Annotated in this window: 17 protein-coding genes; 12 read left to right on the top strand and 5 right to left on the bottom strand. The window is 63.8% G+C overall.

Features of this window, described 5'->3' with window-relative positions:
• From E8E91_RS15400 to E8E91_RS15380, 5 genes are all read left to right on the top strand, one after another.
• A partial coding sequence (locus tag E8E91_RS15400) for a carbon starvation CstA 5TM domain-containing protein (RefSeq protein ID WP_280376561.1) occupies nucleotides 1-945 on the top strand: 945 nt, incomplete at its 5' end.
• A 10-nt stretch (nucleotides 946-955) separates the two neighbouring features.
• Nucleotides 956-1,159 carry a YbdD/YjiX family protein gene (locus tag E8E91_RS15395; RefSeq protein WP_190826939.1) on the top strand — a complete coding sequence of 68 codons (204 nt, stop codon included), beginning with the start codon at nucleotides 956-958 and terminating at the stop codon, nucleotides 1,157-1,159.
• A 159-nt stretch (nucleotides 1,160-1,318) separates the two neighbouring features.
• Nucleotides 1,319-2,293, top strand: coding sequence for a GTPase (gene yjiA, locus E8E91_RS15390; RefSeq protein WP_280376559.1), 975 nt, complete (start codon nucleotides 1,319-1,321; stop codon nucleotides 2,291-2,293).
• A 58-nt stretch (nucleotides 2,294-2,351) separates the two neighbouring features.
• Nucleotides 2,352-3,698 (top strand): cache domain-containing protein, encoded by a 1,347-nt coding sequence (locus tag E8E91_RS15385; RefSeq protein WP_280376556.1) that lies wholly within the window; start codon nucleotides 2,352-2,354, stop codon nucleotides 3,696-3,698.
• A gap of 31 nt (nucleotides 3,699-3,729) precedes the next feature.
• Nucleotides 3,730-4,362 (top strand): response regulator transcription factor, encoded by a 633-nt coding sequence (locus E8E91_RS15380; RefSeq protein ID WP_271472487.1) that lies wholly within the window; start codon nucleotides 3,730-3,732, stop codon nucleotides 4,360-4,362.
• 161 nt (nucleotides 4,363-4,523) lie between these two features.
• On the opposite strand, the gene E8E91_RS15375 is transcribed toward E8E91_RS15380, so the two are convergent.
• Nucleotides 4,524-6,887, bottom strand: coding sequence for a DNA polymerase II (locus tag E8E91_RS15375; protein WP_280376569.1), 2,364 nt, complete (start codon nucleotides 6,885-6,887; stop codon nucleotides 4,524-4,526).
• 225 nt (nucleotides 6,888-7,112) lie between these two features.
• Here E8E91_RS15375 and E8E91_RS15370 point away from each other — a divergent pair, with 225 nt between their 5' ends.
• Together E8E91_RS15370 and E8E91_RS15365 are read left to right on the top strand one after the other, a co-directional pair.
• The gene (locus E8E91_RS15370; RefSeq protein ID WP_151133286.1) at nucleotides 7,113-7,343 is read left to right on the top strand and encodes a hypothetical protein; all 231 of its coding nucleotides are present in this window, start codon (nucleotides 7,113-7,115) and stop codon (nucleotides 7,341-7,343) included.
• Nucleotides 7,340-7,639: a cell division protein ZapA gene (locus tag E8E91_RS15365; RefSeq protein ID WP_280376545.1), complete on the top strand. Its 300-nt coding sequence runs from the start codon at nucleotides 7,340-7,342 to the stop codon at nucleotides 7,637-7,639. The genes E8E91_RS15370 and E8E91_RS15365 overlap by 4 nt, the downstream gene beginning before the upstream one ends.
• Nucleotides 7,640-7,905: 266 nt before the next feature.
• Here E8E91_RS15365 and E8E91_RS15360 read toward each other — a convergent pair whose 3' ends face one another.
• A complete protein-coding gene (locus tag E8E91_RS15360; protein ID WP_280376542.1) occupies nucleotides 7,906-8,856 on the bottom strand; it encodes a phospholipase D family protein in 951 nt (316 codons plus the stop codon).
• A gap of 163 nt (nucleotides 8,857-9,019) precedes the next feature.
• Nucleotides 9,020-9,505, bottom strand: coding sequence for a GNAT family N-acetyltransferase (locus E8E91_RS15355; RefSeq protein WP_280376541.1), 486 nt, complete (start codon nucleotides 9,503-9,505; stop codon nucleotides 9,020-9,022).
• A gap of 89 nt (nucleotides 9,506-9,594) precedes the next feature.
• On the opposite strand from E8E91_RS15355, the gene E8E91_RS15350 reads away from it, so the two are divergent.
• Nucleotides 9,595-10,512, top strand: coding sequence for a LysR family transcriptional regulator (locus E8E91_RS15350; protein ID WP_280376539.1), 918 nt, complete (start codon nucleotides 9,595-9,597; stop codon nucleotides 10,510-10,512).
• Between the two features lie 36 nt (nucleotides 10,513-10,548).
• Nucleotides 10,549-11,493: a YeeE/YedE family protein gene (locus tag E8E91_RS15345; RefSeq protein ID WP_280376537.1), complete on the top strand. Its 945-nt coding sequence runs from the start codon at nucleotides 10,549-10,551 to the stop codon at nucleotides 11,491-11,493.
• A 154-nt stretch (nucleotides 11,494-11,647) separates the two neighbouring features.
• On the opposite strand, the gene E8E91_RS15340 is transcribed toward E8E91_RS15345, so the two are convergent.
• Together E8E91_RS15340 and E8E91_RS15335 are read right to left on the bottom strand one after the other, a co-directional pair.
• Nucleotides 11,648-12,463 carry a type 1 glutamine amidotransferase gene (locus tag E8E91_RS15340; protein ID WP_280376534.1) on the bottom strand — a complete coding sequence of 272 codons (816 nt, stop codon included), beginning with the start codon at nucleotides 12,461-12,463 and terminating at the stop codon, nucleotides 11,648-11,650.
• Nucleotides 12,464-12,785: 322 nt separating this feature from the next.
• Nucleotides 12,786-13,700: a LysR family transcriptional regulator gene (locus E8E91_RS15335; protein ID WP_280376533.1), complete on the bottom strand. Its 915-nt coding sequence runs from the start codon at nucleotides 13,698-13,700 to the stop codon at nucleotides 12,786-12,788.
• Between the two features lie 157 nt (nucleotides 13,701-13,857).
• Here E8E91_RS15335 and E8E91_RS15330 point away from each other — a divergent pair, with 157 nt between their 5' ends.
• From E8E91_RS15330 to E8E91_RS15320, 3 genes are read left to right on the top strand one after another with little or no spacing between them, the layout of a single operon-like run.
• Nucleotides 13,858-15,183 (top strand): nucleobase:cation symporter-2 family protein, encoded by a 1,326-nt coding sequence (locus tag E8E91_RS15330; RefSeq protein ID WP_280376530.1) that lies wholly within the window; start codon nucleotides 13,858-13,860, stop codon nucleotides 15,181-15,183.
• A 37-nt stretch (nucleotides 15,184-15,220) separates the two neighbouring features.
• On the top strand, nucleotides 15,221-15,727 hold the full coding sequence (locus E8E91_RS15325; RefSeq protein WP_280376528.1) for a nucleoside deaminase: 507 nt from the start codon (nucleotides 15,221-15,223) through the stop codon (nucleotides 15,725-15,727).
• On the top strand, nucleotides 15,724-16,083 hold the full coding sequence (locus E8E91_RS15320) for a hydroxyisourate hydrolase (RefSeq protein ID WP_280376524.1): 360 nt from the start codon (nucleotides 15,724-15,726) through the stop codon (nucleotides 16,081-16,083). Before E8E91_RS15325 ends, E8E91_RS15320 begins: the two co-directional genes overlap by 4 nt.
• Nucleotides 16,084-16,284 lie beyond the last annotated feature (201 nt).

The raw sequence follows: 16,284 nt of genomic DNA, 5'->3' as shown, positions 1-16,284 counted from the left end.
TCCTTCGTCGCCATCATGGCCATGGTCGCCGCCTCGGTGATCGAGCCGGGCGTGTACTTCGCCATGAACAGCCCGCCGGCCGTGGTCGGCGCGGATGTCGCCAGTGTGGCGGCAGCGGTGAGCAACTGGGGCTTCGCCATCACCCCCGAGCAACTGGAGGCGACCGCCAGGGACATTGGCGAACACACCATCCTGGCCCGTGCCGGCGGTGCGCCGACCCTGGCCGTGGGTATCGCGCAGATCCTCCACCAGGTGCTGCCGGGTGAGAACACCATGGCCTTCTGGTACCACTTCGCGATCCTTTTCGAGGCGCTGTTCATCCTCACTGCCGTGGATGCCGGTACCCGCGCCGGTCGCTTCATGCTGCAGGACCTCTTGGGCAACTTCGTCCCGGCCCTGAAGAAGACCGAGTCCTGGACCGCCAACGTCATCGCCACCGCCGGTTGCGTGGCCCTGTGGGGCTGGCTGCTGTACCAGGGCGTGATCGACCCGCTGGGTGGCATCAACACGCTGTGGCCGCTGTTCGGCATCTCCAACCAGATGCTGGCCGGTATCGCCCTGATGCTGGGTTGCGTGGTGCTGATCAAGATGAAGCGCCAACGCTATGTGTGGGTGACCCTGATCCCGGCCACCTGGCTGCTGATCTGCACCACCACCGCCGGAGTGATCAAACTCATCGATCCGAACCCCGCCGTCGGCTTCCTGGCCCTGGCCAAGAAATACAGCGACGCCCTGGCTGCGGGGCAGGTGCTGGCGCCGGCCAAGGACATCGGCCAGATGCAGAACGTGATCTTCAACGCCTACACCAATGCGACCCTGACCGCGCTGTTCCTCTTCGTGGTGCTGAGTGTGCTGTTCTACGCCATCAAGGTGGGCCGCAATGCCTGGATGAAACCGGAGCGCACCGACAAGGAATCGCCGTTCCAGCCGATCCCGGAAGCCTGAGGAGGGCACCATGTTCAATGACCTCAGCCGCATGGGTAAGTACCTCGGGCAGGCCGCACGCATGCTCGTGGGCATGCCCGACTACGACAATTACGTCGAGCACATGCAGCGCAAGCATCCGGACAAGCCGGTGATGAGTTACGAGGAATTCTTCCGCGAGCGCCAGGAGGCGCGTTATGGCGGCGGCAAGGGACGGCCCGTACGCTGCTGTTGAACCCTTGATGCGGTAATCTGAGCGCCACGCCTAGCCGTGGCGCTCTTGTTTCCGGTCATCCCCCGGACCCTATTTTTGTAGGAGCGAGCTTGCTCGCGAAGAACTGTTTCCGAGCAAGCTAGTTCCTACGGGTTGAAAACCGATTTCGAGGATTGCCCGATGTCTGCCCATCTCCCCATTCCCGTCACCGTGCTCAGCGGCTTTCTCGGTGCCGGCAAGACCACCCTGCTCAAGCACATCCTCAAGGCTGAACACGGTCTGAAGATCGCGGTGATCGAGAACGAGTTCAGCGAAACCCCCATCGACGGCCAACTGCTGGGCGATGAAGCCGTGCAGGTGATGACCCTGGCCAACGGCTGCGTTTGCTGTTCCATACACGTCGAGCTGGAGAAGGCGCTGTTCCTCCTGCTGGAGCGGCTGGACGCCGGTGAATTGGCCTTCGACCGCCTGGTGATCGAGTGCACCGGCCTGGCCGACCCGGCGCCGGTGGCGCAGACCTTCTTCGCCGACGAGGAACTCTGCGAGCGCTATGTGCTGGACGGCATCATCACCCTGGTGGACGCGGTGAACGCCGAGCGCCACCTGCAGGAAACCATGGCCCAGGCCCAGGTGGGCTTCGCCGACCGCATCCTGGTGAGCAAGCGCGACCTGGTGGACGAGGCGCACTTCGATGCCCTCTGCCAGCGCCTTTCTCGCATCAACCGCCGTGCACCGATCCGCGTGGTCGACCACGGCCGCATCGACCTGGCCGAGTTGCTGGACGTGCGCGGCTTCAACCTCAACGCTGACGTCGGCCCGGCACTGACCCTGCGTCCGCTCAAGCCAGCCGCAACGCCGGACCGCATCGGCACCCTGGTGCTGAAGAGCGAACGCCCGCTGGACATGGACAAGCTCAGCAGCTTCATGGAAGGGCTGCTGGAAGAGCACGGTAATTCCCTGCTTCGCTACAAGGGCGTGCTCTGCGTCGACGGCGAACCGCGTCGCCTGGTGTTCCAGGGCGTGCTGCGGCTCTACGGCTTCGACTGGGACATGGAGTGGCAGGACGGTGAAGTGCGCGAGAGTGTGATGGTGTTCATCGGTGACCAGTTGCCGGAAGAGAAGATTCGCGCCGGGTTCGAAGCAGCGCAGGTTTAGATTCCTCCCTCTCCCTCCGGGAGAGGGCCGGGGTGAGGGTGTAACCAGGTGAGTGACCATGCAACTCAAACACAAGATCGTCACCCTCAGCGTCATGCCGCTCATCGTGTCGGTGCTCTTCATCTGCGTGCTGGTGTTCGCCCAGAGCCGCAAGCTGGAAGAGGAGCAGGCCAGGCTGGTGGAAAGCAGCATCATGGCCGTCAAGAAGGCCGAGATCAAAAACTACCTGGAACTGGCCCTCAGCCTGATCGCGCCCCTGTATGACAGCGGCCGGGACGATGAGGAGGCCAAGCAGCAGGCGCTGCACATGCTGTCGCGGGCGAATTTCGGGCTGGATGGCTATTTCTTCGTCTACGACCGTCACGGCAAGAACCTGATGCATCCGCGGCAGGCGAACCTCGTGGGCAAGGAGCTCATCGGCATGAAGGACAAGAACGGTCTGCCGGTGATCCAGGCATTGCTCCAAAGTGCCGAGAATGGCGACGGCTACCAGCTCTACGCCTGGGAAAAGCCGTCCTCCGGCCAGGTGACCGAGAAGCTCTCCTACGTGGTGATGCTGGATCGTTGGGGCTGGATGCTGGGCACTGGCATCTACATCGACGACGTGGAAGTGGCCACCCTGAAGTCGCGCCAGGAGGTGGCTACGGGAGTGCTGACCACGGTCCTGGCCATTGCGTCCTTTTCGCTGATCGCCGTGCTGGTGGTGTTCACTGGTGGCCTGATGCTGAACTTCACCGAGCATCGCCTGGCCGACCGCAAGCTGTCCGCCCTTAACCAGCGCATCGTCCACCTGCAGGAAGAGGAGCGTTCGCGGGTGTCTCGCGAGCTGCACGATGGCATCAGCCAGCAGTTGGTCTCCATCAAGTTCCAGTTCGAGCTGGCCAGCCTGGAGCTGGAGAACGGGCAGGGCAGGGGCATGGAGAACCTGCGCGCGGGGACGGCGCGCCTCGGCGAGGCCATCGGCGAGATCCGCCGCATCTCCCACGACCTGCGGCCATCGTTGCTGGATACCCTCGGCCTGTCGCCGGCTATCGAACAGCTGGTGCGCGAGTTCGAGCAGCGCACGGCGATCCGCACCCAGTACGAACGCGGGCTGGACGACAGCAGCCTGGACATGGACGTTCGCGTCACGCTGTTCCGCATCATCCAGGAAGCCCTGGGCAACATCGAACGCCACTCCAGGGCCAGCGCCGCTATAATCTCGCTCGCTTCCAGCCAGGGCACCATCGCCCTGCGTGTGGAGGACAACGGCGTGGGGTTCGATCCCGGCCTGATGGATCGGAGCCAGGGAATCGGGCTGCGCAACATCAGGGAGCGGGTCGACCATCACCACGGCACCTTCACCCTGTCTTCGATGAGCGGCCGCACGGAACTGCAGGTCGAGATCCCCCTGCAGCGGGCCTGACAGCCCGGTTCGTGACTCCACAGAGGCCGTGATGAGCTTGCCGCACCCCATCAGAATCGCGCTGATCGACGACCACGTACTGGTCCGCGATGGCGTGAAATCCCTCCTCTCGGCGATGCCGCATTTCGACGTGGTGGCTGAAGCGGAGTCCGGGGAAGCAGCATTGGAGCTGGTGGCCTCCACCGAACTGGACCTGCTGCTGGTGGACGTCGGCCTCAAGGACATGAACGGCCTGGAGCTGACCCGCAGGCTGTGCAGCCTCTATCCGGGTATCAAGATCCTCATCCTCAGCATGTACGACAACCAGGAGTACGTGCGCACGTCCATCAACGCCGGCGCCTTCGGCTATGTGCTGAAGAACGCACCGTCCCAGGAGCTGATCGCCGCCATCGAGGCCATCGTGGCCGGCGGCAGCTTCTACAGCCCGGAAATCGCCCGGAAGCTGGCCACCAACGTCCGCGACGAGAACGAACTCACCCCGCGCGAACTGCAGGTCCTGTCGATGATCGCCAAGGGGCTGAACAACAAGGAAGTCGCCCGCGAACTGGATATCAGCGTGCGCACGGTGGAAACCTACCGCCTCAGCATCCGTCGCAAGCTGAACATCGACACGCCCGCCGCCTTGGTGAAATACGCCTTGGAGCATGGGCTGATCTCGATCTGAGATCGGCTCGAATCCCGTATTACCCGATTGCTGGTGCAGGGCACGGCGTCCGCCAACGCAGCGATGCCTGACTTTGAGCGTTGGGCTTCGTTCCTCTGCCCAACCTACGGCAGGACTGCGTCCTGCTTCGCGAATGGATTCGCTCCCACAGGGAAGCGGGTCTAGAACAACACCATCTGCTTGTCGATCAGCGAAGCAAAGTCATCCCCTACGAAGGGCAGGATGGCGTCTGCAATGGGTTGCAGCTGGCGGGTCAGGTAGTGGTCGTAGTCGATGGCCGAGCTGCGTGTTTCCAGCGGTTCCGGGCCGTTCACCGTGATCAGGTAGCTGATCCAGCCGCCGTTCTGGTACTGGCGCGGCCGGCCCTGGCGGTCGTTGAACTCGTCGGCCATGCGCGCCGCGCGGACGTGGGGCGGCACGTTGCGGGTGTAATCGTCGAGCTGGCGGCGCAGGCGCTTGCGATAGACCAGCAGCTCGTCCAGTTCTCCGGCGAGGGTCTTCTGCACGTAGTCGCGCACGTATGCCTGGTACGGCTGGCGATTGAAAATGCGCTGGTAGAGCTCCTGCTGGAACTGCTGCGCCAGGGGCGACCAGTCGGTGCGCACGGTTTCCAGCCCCTTGAAGACCATCTCCTGGCTGCCGTCAGGCCGCCGCACCAGGCCGGCGTAGCGCTTCTTGCTGCCTTCCTCGGCGCCCCGGATGGTGGGCATCAGGAAGCGCTGGTAGTGGGTTTCGAACTGCAGTTCCAGGGCGCTTTCCAGTCCGTATTCCTGCATCAGGTGCTCGCGCCACCACTGGTTGACCTGCTGTACCAGGCTACGGCCGATGCGCGCGGCCTCGTCTTCTTCGTGGGGCCGCTTGAGCCAGACGAAGGTGGAGTCGGTATCGCCGTAGATCACGCTGTAGCCTTGGGCCTCGATCAGCTCACGGGTGCGGCGCATGATCTCGTGGCCACGCATGGTGATGGAGGAGGCCAGGCGCGGGTCGAAGAAGCGGCAGCCGCTGGAGCCGAGTACGCCGTAGAAGGCGTTCATGATGATCTTCAGTGCCTGGGACAAGGCCTTGTTGCCGTCGCGCTTGGCCGCTTCGCGCCCCTGCCAGACCCGTTCCACGATGGCCGGCAGGCTGTGTCTGGTGCGGGAGAAGCGGGCGCCACGGAACCCCGGCACCGAGTGTTCGTCGTCCGGCTGCCGCAGGCCTTCGATCAAGCCCACGGGGTCGATCAGGAAGCTGCGGATGATCGAGGGGTACAGGCTCTTGTAGTCCAGCACCAGGACTGACTCATAAAGGCCCGGGCGCGAGTCCATGACGAAGCCGCCTGGGCTTGCTTCGGGACGCTTCTCGCCGAGGTTGGGCGCGACAAAGCCCAGTCGGTGCATCAGCGGCATGTAGAGGTGGGTGAAGGCCGCCACCGAGCCGCCGCTGCGGTCGGTGGCCAGTCCGGTGACCGTGGCGCGCTCCAGCAGGAAGTGGAGCAGCTCGGTCTTTTCGAAGATGCGCGTGACCAGCTCGCAGTCCTTGAGGTTGTAGCGCGCCAGGGCGGGCTTGTCCTCGGCGAACATGCGGTTGATCTCGTCCATGCGCTGGTAAGGCGTGTCGATCGCCTTGCCTTCGCCGAGCAGGGTCTGGGCGACGTTTTCCAGGCTGAAGGAGGGGAAGTTCCAGGTGGCCGAGCGCAGCGCCTCGATGCCGTCGATGATCAACCGCCCGCTGGCCTCGGCGAAGTAGTGATTGTTGCCGCTGCCATGCTCGCGCCAGCCCATGGGGTCGCCGCCACGCCCCAGCAACAGGGGTACCTTCAGCTTCTCGGCGTGGGCCTGCAGGACGCGCAGGTCGAACTGCACCAGGTTCCAGCCGATGATGGCGTCCGGGTCGTGTTCGGCCAGCCACTGGTTCAGGGCCTCCAGGAGCTCGGCGCGGCTGTCCCGGTAATCGAGCTGGAAGTCGACCCCGCTTGCATCGCCGTTGGCCGGCCCGAGCATGTAGACCTGGCGCTGGCCGCAGCCTTCCAGGGCGATGGAATAGAGTTCGCCACGTTCGGTGGTTTCGATATCCAGCGACACCAGCCTGAGTTGTGGACGGTAGTCGGATACCGGTTTGAGCTGGGCATCCAGCAGTACGCCACTCTCGTCCGGGGTGCCGCCGAAGTGAACGGGCGCGGTGATGAAACGCTCCATGAGGTAGCGCTCGGGCGGGCGGATATCGGCTTCCAGGACGTCCACCCCGGCCTTGCGCAGGGCCTTGTCCAGGCGCATCAGTTGGCGGTGCTGCTTGCAGTAGAGGCCCAGAACCGGGCGATGCTGGAAGTCGCACAGGGCGAGGGGGCGAAGTTCCACATCCTTCTCGCCGCGCAGCAGGGTTTCGGCGCGCTCGCGATGTTCGACGGGAATGAAGGCGACCGACGTCTGCACGGGCAGGCGCACCTGGCGCGGGCCGGTGTCGGTCGCCAGCCAGAATTCGACGTCCGTCCCCTCGGGCGTGTCCCGCCAATGCCGGGTCAGGACGAACCCTTGCTGTAACTCCACCACTGCAACCTCGGAACCTTTTTTCACTGCGGGATTCTACTCGTCATCGCCTCGGCGCGCGCGTTGGCAAAGGCTCGGCCCGTGTTGTTCGTTCAACATGAAGAAGGCGATCTAAGCCATTGAATTGACAGCATACATTCTGTCTGAACAACCCTATTTTCCCTGGCCAGAAGGGGGGCTTTTCATTATGCTCCGCGGCCATTTTCATCCGTCCGGGAGACGACCATGCTGGACAACACCCTCGTACAACTCGAACAGCTCGTGAGCGAGCTTCTGCAACAGAACCAGGGCATCGCCGAAGACAACGCTCGCATCCGTGCCGAGCTGCGCAAGGCCCGCGAAGAGAACGACAGCCTGCAACTGGCGATGATGGAGCAGGAAGAGAAGAGCAACGCCACCGCCGAACGCCTGCAGGCCCTGGTCCGCCGCGTCAGCGAGAGCCGCGCCAGCGCATGAGTACCGACAGCGTCCGTGTGCTGCGCATCCTGGGGCGCGAGTACAACATCAAGGCACCGGCTGGCGAAGAGCAGGTGCTGCAGGACGCGGCAGCGATGCTGCAGGCGGAGATCGCCGCCAACAAGAAGAAATTCCCCTATGTCACCGCCAACGAACTGGTGGTGCTTTCCGCGCTCAATCTTTGCGCGCGCCAGTTGAATGCTGGCGACAAGCCGAAGGACACGGACGACGTCACCCGGCGCCTGGCCGTGCTGAATCGGCGCATTCGCGCGCAACTGGACGATACCGGTACCTAATTCGTCGACCAGTACCGTGGTGGGTTTCGCAGGCTATACCCATCCTGCGATGGCTGATGTGGGAGCGAATTCATTCGCGATTGAAATCGCTCCCACAACGTAAACGCCCGCGAGGCCCGAAGGGCGAACCTGCGGTCCGCTTGGCGATTGAAATCGCCCCTACAGATGGAGATCGCTCCCACAGGGTTGGTGCCGGGATTGGCCATTCCTTGTGGGGGCGAATTCATTCGCGAAAGGACGGCGAAGCCGTCCCCTCGGCGGTGGGGTCAACCAATCACGCGCAGGATGTCGGCGCGGTTGATCTCCGTGCGGCCGTCTTCGTACCACTCCGGAATCGCTTCCTTGAGCAGTTCCTTGTCGCCATCCAGCTTGAACGGCTGGGTGTAGCGCTTCTTGCGGTAGGCATAGATGTAGTAGGTGCCGTCGCGATAGAGGATGCGGTCGAAGGTGTAGAAGCCGATGTGCGAGCCGTTGCAGCGCGCGGTCAGCACCACATCACCTTCCTCGTAGGGCAGGGCACCCTCGGCGCATTCGTAGGTGAAGAACTCACGGACATCATCCCAGGCCACGCCGTCGCTGCTGGACTTGAGGTGATCGCGCGCCTCGTCCTCGGACTGTTGCGAGTGGTCGCTGTACCAGATGAACAGCGGAATGCTCTGGTTGATGTCATCGCCCAGCCAGCCTTCGCTGTCCAGGTATTCGGCGCTGCGAGCCAGGCCCGCCTGCATGCGGCGATGGTTCTGCTTGTAGGCGTCGAGCGCATCCTCGAAGGCTTGCGAGTGGTTGCAGGCCAACACGCCTTCGGCGGATTTGAGGGCCTGGACGCGGGCCAGGTAGGCGTCGTACAGGGCGGCATCGTTGATCACGGTGCAGGTGTCGCGCACCAGGCTGACGCCCACCTGGGTGAGGTTGGCGCTGCCGACGATGACCACGTCCGGCTCGATCAGGTAGAGCTTCCAGTTCACGCTCGCCTGGTAGCGGAAGTCCACCGACAGGGCCAGGTCCGGGTTCGCTTCATTGAGGCAGTGCTCGATGAAGTCGGGGGACGTGAGCGAGTTGATGGAACCGACCAGGATGTCCAGTTGGTTGCCGTTCTCGATCAGCTGGTCGATCAGGGGCTCGGTGCCGCTGGCGAAGGCGGAAACTATCGTGATCTTCTTTCCGCTCAGTTCGCCCAGATAGGTTTCAAGGCTGTCTTCGTAATCCAGAATTTCCATACAGTCTCCAGCGACATCTTTTCTGCAATTTCGCCATTTTCGCACAGGCAATGACAAAGGCCAGCGTCCGCAACGTTTCGCGGGTCCGCTGCAAGGCTTTGACGCCTCATTTGCAGCCCGAAGCACCAGTCTCCGGGGCTGGAAAGTGAAAGGAAGCAGGGCCTCAGCCGTTGCCTTCGGCGAACTCCCGCAGGGCATCGCCATCCAGGCGGTAGCGAACCCATTCGTCCTGGGGCAGGGCGCCGATGGAGCGGTAGAAGTCGATGGCGGGCTGGTTCCAGTCCAGCACGCTCCACTCCAGGCGGCCGCAATCGTTGGCGCGGGCTTCACGGGCGATTTCCCGCAGCAACTGGCGGCCGGCACCGATGCCGCGCTGCTCCGGCGTGATGTAGAGGTCTTCGAGATAGATGCCGTTGCGGCCCAGCCAGGTGGAGTAGCTGTAGAAGTACACCGCGTAGCCTATCGGCTGCTCGTCCTTCAGGCAGATCAGCGCGCGAGACGGCGCGTTCTCGGCGAACAGGGTGCGGCGGATGTCTTCGACGCTGGCGATGACCTCGTGACCGGCCCGCTCGTAGACCGCCAGTTCGATGATGAAGTCGAGGATCTGTTGGGCGTCTTCAGGCCGGGCAGGGCGGATCGAGAGGGTCACGGGCAATCTCCATAAAGGGTTGAGGCAATCATGCTAGGGCCTTTGATAGAGTGCATGAAGTGCATTTATGTCATTGGAAAGTGAAGAGCATGCATTCTGTTCTCCGCCGTCTCGATCTCAACTTGCTGCTTGCCTTCGACGCCCTTTACCGTCATCGCAGCGTCACCTCGGCGGCCGCCGAGCTGGCCATCAGCGCCTCGGCCTTCAGCCATGCGCTGGGGAGGCTGCGGGACGCGCTGAACGACGAGCTGTTCATTCGCCAGGGCAACCGCATGCACCCGACCCATCGGGCCGAATTGCTGGCGGAACCGGTGGCCAGCGCGCTCAAGACCCTCGCCGAAGGGATGGGCCAATGGGAGCCTTTCGTCCCGGCCTACAGCCAGCGCACCTTTACCTTCGCGGCTACTGACTACACCGCATTCGCCTTGCTGCCGGCCCTGATGCAGCACCTGCAGACGGTGGCGCCGGGCATTCGCGTGCGCCTGGTGCAGTCTGAGCGCAAGGTCTCCATCGAGGACCTGGCCAGCGGGCGCATTGACTTCGCCCTTGGCTACAGCGAAGGGCGTGACCAGTTGCCCGGTGGCGTGGAGGTGCTCGACTGGCTGACCGACCACTACCTGGTCATCGCCCGCCGCGACCATCCGCGCGTACGCGGCACCCTGGACCTCGCCGGCTACCTGGCCGAGCGGCACGTGATGGTGACGCCCTGGAACGAATCCAGCGGCGCCATCGACCACGTGCTGGAGGGCATGGGACTGCAGCGCGAGGTGGCGGTGCAACTGCCGACCGTGATGGCCGCGCCCTTCATCGTCGGCAGCACGGACCTGTTGATGACGGTGCCCGGTCACGCCGCCCGCACCTTGCAGCAAGTGGCCGGGGTCGAGCTCTATCCCGCGCCCTTCGAGATTCCGCCCTACGCGCTGCGGCTGTACAGCCACTCCAAGTACGCCCGCAGCGACGCCCATGCCTGGATGCTGGAGCAGCTGCGTTCGCTGCGGGTCCGCTAATCTTGGCGTAAGACCCGGCCTGCGGAGGGCAAGGGCGTGATCCTGCTGGCGAGCGTGCTTCTGGCCCTGCTGATGGGCTTTGCCGTGCAGCGTGGTGGCACCTGCATGGTGGCCGCGCTGGAAGAGGTGGTGTACAGGCGCCGATGGGCGCGCTTTCGCGCGTTGCTGGAAACGTCCCTCTGGGTGCTGGGCGGCTTCGTCCTGCTGCGCGCCCTCGATCGTCTGCCCATGGTGCCCATGGGGTTCCCGCTGCACTGGCATGCCGCGCTGGGCGGCGCCTTGCTGGGTGTCGGCGCCTTTCTCAATGGCGGCTGTGCGTTCGGCGTGGTGGCGCGGATCGGCTCCGGGCAATGGGCCTGGCTGGCGACACCCCTGGGCTTTCTCGCCGGCTTCGGGCTGGCCGGGCACGGCCTGGGCATGACGTCGGCGATGCCGGTGGCGATTCCCGAATGGATGCAGCAGGTGCCCATCGGCCTGGTGCCCCTGATCATCGCGGCACTGGTGGCGCGGCTGGGCTGGCTGGCCTGGAACCGCTACAACGGCTCGGCTGATGTCTCCCTCTGGTCGCCGCATCACGCCACCATCGTGCTTGGCGTCAGCTTCCTGCTGCTGTTTGTCTGCGTCGGCGCCTGGTCCTACACCGACATCCTCGCTGAGCTGGCCACCGGACGCTTCATGGAACTGGGACTGCGGGGCCTGCTGCTGCCGGCGATGTTCGCCGGTGCGCTGCTGGGTGGCTGGAGCGCCGGGCTCTGGGAGCACCGCTGGCCTAGCCCGCGCGATCTGGTGAAGTGCTTCTGCGGCGGCGTTTTGATGGGTGTGGGGGCGACGTTGGTTCCGGGTGGCAATGACAGCTTGATCCTGTTCGGCATGCCGCTGCTTTGGCCCAACGCCTGGCTGGCTTTTGCCTGCATGTGCGTGGTGGTGGTGGTGACGCTCTGGCTGGCGAAGCTGGGAAAGGGGCAGGGCGTCAGGTCGTAAGGGGTGCTGTGCGCACCGAGTGTGGAGTGGAGCCCGGAACCGCTGCAAATGGCTGGTGCGCGCGGCGCACCCTACAAGAGCAGGGCGAGCTCCGAGCCGTTAGTCAGGCATGAAAAAGCCCGGCGCTGGCCGGGCTTTTTCATGAACGGGTGGATCAGGCTGCGTGGTCGAACGCCTTGCCTTTGGCCTTACGCTCTACCTGCTTGCGGCAGGCTTCACCGAAGGCTTCGAAGATCTTCACCGAATCGGGGTTCTTCACCGCCTGCCATTCCGGGTGCCATTGCACCGCGAAGAGGAAAGGCGAAAGTTTTGGAGCGTGAATGGCTTCCACCAGGCCGTCTTCGGCACGGGCGATGGCCTCGATGCCCTTGCCGAGGGTTTTCAGGCCCTGGCCGTGCAGCGAGTTCACCTGGATGGTGTCGGTACCCAGGACCTTGTGCAGCCAGCTGTTCTGCTCCACACGCACGCTGTGGGCCGGGGCGTACTGGACGTCCACCGGGTCTTCAGTGTTTTCGCGGTGGTCATTGAAGCCGGGCTCGGCATAGACCTTCTGGTACATGTCGCCGCCCAGGGCGACGTTGATTTCCTGCATGCCACGGCAGATGCCGAAGATCGGCAGGCCGCGCTCGATGGCAGCACGAATCAGGGGCAGGTCGAAGAGGTCGCGATCCTTGTCCTGACCTTTCTCCGGGGTCAGGTTTTCCTGGCCGTAGAGGGTCGGGTCGATGTTGCTGCCGGCACCGGTGAGGTAAACGCCGTCAGCCATATCGAGGTACTGCTCGAGGTCTTCGGTGCCGCAGCAGGTGGGCACGAGGACCGGTACACATTCGGAGATTTCTACCAGCGGCACGATGTACTTGTGGGTCATCACCTGGTAGTCGTGGCCCTTGCGTTTCTGGGCGCCCATGGACATCAGGACGACCGGTTTACGAGTGGTCTGTTTCTTATTGCCAATGTTGCTGTTGGACATATTTCACCTTGGGACAGGCTCAGCCTATCGTTGCTGTGCAGGCGCGCCAGTGAGGTTTGGGGCTACCTGAGATCCCGAGCACTGCCGGCAATCGTCGGGGCGATTTCCGGTCGAGACCTGCTATATAGCCTGCCAGAGCCGTTTAATATGTCAAACGAGTCCGACGAAAAACGTAAAAAATAATGGCCGATTTTTATCGGTTTTTATCAATTAAGTGTTTGATATTTCTAGATATTTTTATCAAGAGAAAAATATTTTTCGGTTCAGCATCTAAAACGAGTGTTCAGAATGCTGGACTTTGGGCTGACCGGGAAGTCCCGTCCTAGAGCGTCGTCGCCTTGCCCTGGCTGTCCAGCTCAAACACCTTGTTGCGCATCAGCCGCTCCCTGAGCCAGCGCTTGGCCTTGCCGCGACCCTGGCGGCGCGGCCAGAGCAGGTCCACGCCCACCAGCCAGTCCGTGTGTGGATAGGCCACCAGTTGCAGCTCCACCAGGTCACCGCTGACCAGTTCCCGATGAATAAGCTGGCGGGGCAGGGTGGCCCAGCCGAGCCCTGCGCGCACCATTTCCAGCAACGCCATGTAGCTTTCCGCCTGCCAGAGTTGGGGCGTGCGCAGGTATTCACTGCTGGGCAGCTTGCTGGCATGGGCGCTGAAGGCCAGGCGGCGATGGGCGTGCAGGTCAGCGAAGCTGACCTGTGACAGCTGAGCCAGCGGGTGGGCAGGGTGGGTGACGTGCACCATGATCAGCTTGCCCAGTTGTTGGAACTCCAGCTCCCGCGGGTATTCCGGCTGGGAGAAGGCGATGCCCATTTCCACTTCACCCTTCTGCACCATGCCGGCCACGTCGCCATACACCGGGTGGCGGACGATCAGGTCCACATAAGGAAAGGCCTGTTCGAATTCGCAAAGCACCGGCATCACGGTGTTGTAGGGCACCTCGATGGCCAGCGTCAGGCTCGGCTCGGTTTCCTCCGTCAGGCTGTCGGCGTGGCCTTCCAGGGCCAGGCAGCGTTCCAGCACCGCTTCGGCCTCCAGCAGCAGCTTCTGTCCGGCTGCGGTCAGCGCGGGGATACGCGTGGATCGGTCGAACAGCTCCACCCCGAGGTCCGCCTCCAGGTTGGCGATGGCGGCGCTGATGGTGGATTGGGTTCGCCCCAGCCGGCGCGCGGCCGCCGAAAAGGAACCCGCCTGGGCAACGGTGACCAGCACCTGCAACTGATCCAGTGAAAACCGCATGACCAACCTCTCCTGAATCATCGATAGAAGCGATGGTTATTCATTTGTTCCATCGTGAGCAAGCGGAGATCATTCGCCTCAGCCAGCACTGCCTCCTCGAATTGCTGGGCAACCCACATCCCATAAGAAGAACACGTTGCTTTGCAGGAGAACTTCCATGAGCCATCCCCATCCGGTGGACCAGCTGCTTCCCGTTCGCCAACTCGTCACCTACGGCTTGCAACACGTGCTGGTGCTCTATGCCGGCGCCGTGGCCGTGCCTCTGATCCTAGGCAGCGCCCTGGGCCTTTCCACCGCTGAAGTGGTGTTGCTGATCAACGCCAACCTGCTCACCTCGGGCATTGCCACCCTGATCCAGACCCTCGGCTTCTGGCGCTTCGGCGCCCGCCTGCCGCTGGTGCAGGCCTGCTCCTTCATCGCCCTGGCGCCGATGATCATGATCGGCAAGGCCTACGGGCTGACCCAGGTATTCGGCGCGGTGATCGCCGCCGGGGTCATCACCATCGCCCTTGCGCCGGTGTTCAGTCGCTTGCTGCGCTTCTTCCCGCCGGTGGTGATCGGCAGCCTGATCACCATCATCGGTATTTCCCTGATGCCGGCAGCGGCTATCTGGCTGGGCGGCGGCAACCCCGGCGCGGAAGATTTCGGCAAACCCGCCAACCTGCTGCTGGGCCTGGCCACGGTGGCGATCACCCTGGTGATCCATGCGCGTTTCTCAGGTTTTGTCGGCAACCTCAGCGTGCTGATCGGGCTGTTCGCGGGCAGCCTGATCGCCGCCGCCTTCGGCATGACCGACTTCAGCCGGGTAGGGCAGGCGGCCTGGTTCGAGCTGTCTGCGCCCATGGCCTTCGGCGCGCCGGAGTTCTCCCTGACGCCCATCCTCATCATGACCCTGGCGATGCTGGTGATCATGGCCGAGACCACCGGCAACTGCCTGGCCATCGGCAAGCTCACCGGCCGCACCATCACCCAGCGCACCCTGGGCGATGCGTTCCGCGCCGATGGCCTGTCCACCATGATCGGTGGCCTGTTCAACAGCTTCCCCTACAACGCCTTCACCCAGAACACCGGCCTCATCGCACTTTCCAACATCAAGAGCCGCTTCGTGGTGGCCGCCGCCGGTGGCCTGATGATCCTCATGGGCCTGTTCCCCAAGCTGGGCGCGCTGATCGCCGCCGTGCCCACCCCGGTGCTCGGCGGCTGCGCCATCGTGATGTTCGGCATGACCACAGTGGCCGGCATCCAGGAGCTGTCTCGCGTGCGCTTCGAGGGCACCCGCAATGCCCTGGTGGTGGCCGTATCGGTGAGCATCGGCGTGCTGCCCATGTCCTTCCCGGCCCTGTTCGAGCACTTCCACGGCGCCCTGCGCCTGGTGCTGGAGAGCGGCATCTTCCTCGGCGCACTCAGCGCCATCGTCCTCAACCTCCTGCTCAACCGGGAGGAGCCCGCCAGCCAGGGCGAAACCGCCGAGCTGGCCGACTGATTCGCGCATTCGCGCCTTTACTGCCAAGGAGCCATCCATGACCTTCAGCAATCTCGTTCCCGCCGGTGTCAGCGAACTCGACCTGGAACTGCTGCGCCTGTCTATCCGCCTCTCCGAGGAATCCCGCGAGCGCGGCCGCCATCCCTTCGCCGCGCTGGTGGCCGACCGCAACGGCAAGGTGATCGCCCAGGCCGGCAACAATTCCATGCCGCCCGAAGGCGACCCGACCCAGCACGCCGAACTGGCCGCTGCCGCCCTGGCCTCCAAGGTCCTGAGCCCGGAAGAGCTGGCCCATTGCACCCTCTACACCAGCGCCGAACCCTGCTGCATGTGCGCCGGCGCGGTGTACTGGACCGGCATTGGGCGCGTGGTCTACGCACTGTCGGAGCACGCGCTGCTGGGACTTACCGGCGCCCACCCGGAGAACCCCACTTTCTCCCTGCCGTGTCGCGAGGTGTTCGCCCGTGGCCAGCGTGAGATCGCCGTACTGGGGCCGATGCTGGAGTCCGAAGCCGCTACCGCCCATGAAGGCTTCTGGTCATGAATGGCGGCATCTCCATCCATGTGGTGGATGTGGCCAGCGGCAGCGTGGCGGAAGGGTTGGAGGTGCGACTGGAGCGGCTGGAGGGCGAGGGGCGCGAGTTGATCTGTGCCGGCCGCATCGGCAGTAATGGCCTGCTCGCCGAACTGGCAGGGCTGGCCGAACGCTGCGGTCCAGGCGTATACGAAGCCCGCCTGCGGGTGGCGGACTTCTATCGCGCGCGGGGGATGCAGCTAACAGAGCCGCCGTTCCTCGATGAACTGGTCTACCGCTTCGGCACCAGTGAGGCTGCCCAGCACTACCACCTGCCGTTCAAGCTCACCGCCTGGGGTGTTTCCTGCTTCCGTGGCGGCGCCTGATTTCCGCGCTTTTTCCGTAGGTTGCGGCTGAGCGCAGCGAAGCCCAACGATTCGCGGGGCCCACGTTGGGCTTCGCTGCGCTCTGCGCCAACCTACGGCAGGACTACGTCCTGCTTGGCGAATGAATTCGCCCCTACAGGATTGCGACAGGCGATGGCCGGGGCATGGCGCGCCGAATCGCAACCTGAAATCAATTCGCGT

It is taken from the genome of Pseudomonas sp. BN515 (assembly GCF_029873155.1).
Lineage (GTDB): Bacteria > Pseudomonadota > Gammaproteobacteria > Pseudomonadales > Pseudomonadaceae > Metapseudomonas.
Note: the sequence above shows the minus strand (reverse complement) of the source record. Positions and strands in the feature narration are given on the sequence as shown.

Excerpts from the sequence above, each read along its gene's own strand:
- E8E91_RS15395 (WP_190826939.1), top strand. The coding sequence starts at position 956 with ATGTTCAATGACCTCAGCCGCATGGGTAAGTACCTCGGGCAGGCCGCA.
- yjiA (WP_280376559.1), top strand. The coding sequence starts at position 1,319 with ATGTCTGCCCATCTCCCCATTCCCGTCACCGTGCTCAGCGGCTTTCTC.
- E8E91_RS15385 (WP_280376556.1), top strand. The coding sequence starts at position 2,352 with ATGCAACTCAAACACAAGATCGTCACCCTCAGCGTCATGCCGCTCATC.
- E8E91_RS15380 (WP_271472487.1), top strand. The coding sequence starts at position 3,730 with ATGAGCTTGCCGCACCCCATCAGAATCGCGCTGATCGACGACCACGTA.
- E8E91_RS15370 (WP_151133286.1), top strand. The coding sequence starts at position 7,113 with ATGCTGGACAACACCCTCGTACAACTCGAACAGCTCGTGAGCGAGCTT.
- E8E91_RS15365 (WP_280376545.1), top strand. The coding sequence starts at position 7,340 with ATGAGTACCGACAGCGTCCGTGTGCTGCGCATCCTGGGGCGCGAGTAC.
- E8E91_RS15360 (WP_280376542.1), bottom strand. The coding sequence starts at position 8,856 with ATGGAAATTCTGGATTACGAAGACAGCCTTGAAACCTATCTGGGCGAA.
- E8E91_RS15350 (WP_280376539.1), top strand. The coding sequence starts at position 9,595 with ATGCATTCTGTTCTCCGCCGTCTCGATCTCAACTTGCTGCTTGCCTTC.
- E8E91_RS15340 (WP_280376534.1), bottom strand. The coding sequence starts at position 12,463 with ATGTCCAACAGCAACATTGGCAATAAGAAACAGACCACTCGTAAACCG.
- E8E91_RS15335 (WP_280376533.1), bottom strand. The coding sequence starts at position 13,700 with ATGCGGTTTTCACTGGATCAGTTGCAGGTGCTGGTCACCGTTGCCCAG.
- E8E91_RS15330 (WP_280376530.1), top strand. The coding sequence starts at position 13,858 with ATGAGCCATCCCCATCCGGTGGACCAGCTGCTTCCCGTTCGCCAACTC.
- E8E91_RS15325 (WP_280376528.1), top strand. The coding sequence starts at position 15,221 with ATGACCTTCAGCAATCTCGTTCCCGCCGGTGTCAGCGAACTCGACCTG.
- E8E91_RS15320 (WP_280376524.1), top strand. The coding sequence starts at position 15,724 with ATGAATGGCGGCATCTCCATCCATGTGGTGGATGTGGCCAGCGGCAGC.